Genomic DNA, 2,745 nt, shown 5'->3' on the forward strand with positions numbered 1-2,745 from the left:
ACCAAACTTCAAATCTCAAACTTCAAACTTCAGGCCTCAGCGTTCCGGCATTGAAGTTTGAAGTTTGGATTTTGAAGCTTTTTTCCCCTCCTCTCCCGGCCCGGTTTGAGCTAAAGTAAGGCCTTCAGAGGTGCGGGCGGAACGGTCCGCAGAGCTCCATGAGTGCTGACGACGCTGACGAGATCCACCTGCGCCCACCGGGCGGGGATACGCCGCGCTTCATCCTCCTGCCGGACGGGTGCACGGAGCTGACTGAGGTGTACGCTGCCCAGGAGGTGCTCGGCCCGCTCCTGACATCCACCGGCGCACCCATGCTGCCGCAGAAGGCGGTGGTATTGCCAGATCCTCCCACGGTGGACTCCCTGGCGCTGGTGCTGCAGGTGGCTCCGTACGATGTGGTCATCGCCCTGCTGGGCATGAAGATTTTTGCCACGGTGGACTCTGTGCTTTCATTCGAGACTGCCACCGCCGTGTGCGCGCAGTTCGGGTTCGTGGCACTACGGGCGGCTTGACACCTCCGCAAGCCGCTCACCGGGCGTATCTTGGGAAATGTCTTCTCTCACCGAATCGTGGTTTGACACAGGGATGACACCGCGGCTAACAAGCCCCGTCCCCTCCGGCCCCCCATCCGCCGCGCCTGCCAGTATCATCGACTCCATGAACCTCCCCAACCAGCTCACCGTCCTTCGCCTCATCCTTACGGCGGTGTTTGTGGTGCTGTTCCATCTGCCTCTGGCCAACCGTATCTCCATCGCCCTGTTGGTCTTCGCCCTGGCGTCGATCACGGATTACCTCGATGGCCACCTCGCCCGCAGCCGGAATCTGGTGACGAACTTCGGCAAGCTCATGGACCCCCTGGCGGACAAGATCCTCATGACGGCCGCGCTCATCATGCTGGCCACTCCAGAGGTGCCTCTGCCCAATGGCAAGATCGCCCTGGAGGTCTGGATCGTCATCGCCATCCTCGCCCGTGAGTTTTTCGTCACCGGCATCCGCCAGATCGCCTCCAATGCCGGAGTCGTCCTTGCGGCGGAGAAGCTGGGCAAGCACAAGATGGTCTGGCAGATCATCACCGTCTGCTACTTCCTCCTCTACGCATCCACGGCAGAGCCCATGTTCCGCTGGCTGGCCCCGGCCTTCTCCTGGACCCCGTTTTCCCCCGCCGTCTTCGGCCTCATCTGCATCATCATGATGGCCGGGCTCACCATTGTTTCCGGCTTCAGCTACTTCTGGAAGAACCGGCGGCTGTTTGGAGATGCGTGAGAAAGCAAAACTTCAAAGTTCAAACGTCAAACTTCAAAGGGGAGGCGGAATTCGTCGGTGCCACGCGTGGCCCCTCGGGCGGCTCATCTTGAAGTTTGGCATTTGAATTTTGAAGTTTAAAACATGCGCTGCCGCGCATATATTTTTGTGAAAGTGAAAAATCTTTCAGAACGAGGGTCGTTTCTGGCAAGCTTTGAAAACGCGACGGCGTTTTACCCCATTGCCTGCCATGAAAACCTTCTCCTCCACCGCCTTCACGCTGTGTGCCTTCGCGGGCATGCTCGCCTCCTTCCAACCCTCCGCCCAGGCCAATGACTGGCCCACCTTCCGCGGCGCCGACCGGAAGGACATCTCCAAAGAAACTGGCTTGCTGAAATCCTGGCCTGCCGATGGCCCGAAGCGGGTCTGGACCTTTGAGGGGGCCGGCCTCGGCTACTCCGGGTTCGCCGTCGTGGGCGGCACGCTCTACACCCTGGGGGCCAAGGAGTTCGAGGAACACCTCATCGCCGTGGATGTCGCCACCGGGAAGGAGAAGTGGACCGTCAGCGTCGGCCCGCTTTTGACCAACGGCTGGGGCGATGGCCCGCGCAGCTCACCCACCGTCGATGGCGACCGCGTCTATGCCCTGGGCGGCAAGGGCGATCTCGCCTGTGTCAGTGCCAAGGATGGCAAGGTGATCTGGAAGGCCAGCCTGACCGATGCCGGTGGCAAGGTCCCCGGCTGGGGTTATTGCGAAAGCCCGCTGGTGGATGGCAATCAGGTGGTGGTCACCCCCGGTGGGAACAAGGGGGCCGTGCTCGCCTTGGACAAGCTGACCGGCAAGCAGGTCTGGCAGTCCGCGGAGTGGACGGACGGCGCCCAATACGCCTCCCTCGTGCCCATCGAGTTCAACGGCGTGCGCCAGTACGTGCAGCTCACCATGCAGAACTTCGCCGGCATCAGCGCCAAGGACGGCTCGGTGCTCTGGAAGGTCGCCTTCCCCGGCAAGACGGCGGTGATTCCCACTCCCATCTTCGACAAGGGGCAGGTCTATGTGGCGGCTGGCTATGGCGTGGGTTGCAAGTCCGTGAAGCTCGGCAGCGGCGAGCCCGAGTTCCTGTATGAGAACACCAACATGGTGAACCACCACGGTGGCGTCATCCTGGTGGGCGACTACCTCTACGGCCACTCCGACAAGGGCGGCTGGACCTGCCAGAACTTCAAGACCGGCGAGGTGCAGTGGGCCGAGCGCGGCAAGCTGGGCAAGGGCGCGATCCATTGCGCCGATGGCATGCTCTACCTCCTGGAGGAAAACTCCGGCAACGTGGTGCTAATCGAAGCCTCCCCGAACGGGTGGAATGAGAAAGGCCGCTTCCAGCTCGGACCCCAGACCGCCCAGCGCAACCCCAAGGGCAAGATCTGGACCCACCCGGTCGTCAGCGGTGGCAAGCTCTACCTTCGCGATCAGGAGCTGATTCATTGCTATGACATCAAGAGTTAAAA

3 protein-coding genes are annotated in these 2,745 nt (G+C 61.5%); all 3 read left to right on the plus strand.

The window, feature by feature from the left end:
• Nucleotides 1-158 precede the first annotated feature (158 nt).
• Nucleotides 159-512: a hypothetical protein gene (locus BV106_RS13740; RefSeq protein WP_038165526.1), complete on the plus strand. Its 354-nt coding sequence runs from the start codon at nt 159-161 to the stop codon at nt 510-512.
• Between the two features lie 145 nt (nt 513-657).
• A complete protein-coding gene (gene pgsA, locus BV106_RS13745; RefSeq protein ID WP_038165528.1) occupies nt 658-1,263 on the plus strand; it encodes a CDP-diacylglycerol--glycerol-3-phosphate 3-phosphatidyltransferase in 606 nt (201 codons plus the stop codon).
• Nucleotides 1,264-1,492: 229 nt separating this feature from the next.
• The gene (locus tag BV106_RS13750) at nt 1,493-2,743 is read left to right on the plus strand and encodes a PQQ-binding-like beta-propeller repeat protein (RefSeq protein WP_051945775.1); all 1,251 of its coding nucleotides are present in this window, start codon (nt 1,493-1,495) and stop codon (nt 2,741-2,743) included.
• Nucleotides 2,744-2,745: the final 2 nt, after the last annotated feature.

It is taken from the genome of Verrucomicrobium sp. BvORR106 (assembly GCF_000739655.1).
Classification (GTDB): domain Bacteria; phylum Verrucomicrobiota; class Verrucomicrobiia; order Verrucomicrobiales; family Verrucomicrobiaceae; genus Verrucomicrobium.

Bases quoted from the DNA above. Each gene is read 5' to 3' on its own strand.
- pgsA (WP_038165528.1), top strand. From the start codon at position 658: ATGAACCTCCCCAACCAGCTCACCGTCCTTCGCCTCATCCTTACGGCG.
- BV106_RS13750 (WP_051945775.1), top strand. From the start codon at position 1,493: ATGAAAACCTTCTCCTCCACCGCCTTCACGCTGTGTGCCTTCGCGGGC.
- BV106_RS13740 (WP_038165526.1), top strand. From the start codon at position 159: ATGAGTGCTGACGACGCTGACGAGATCCACCTGCGCCCACCGGGCGGG.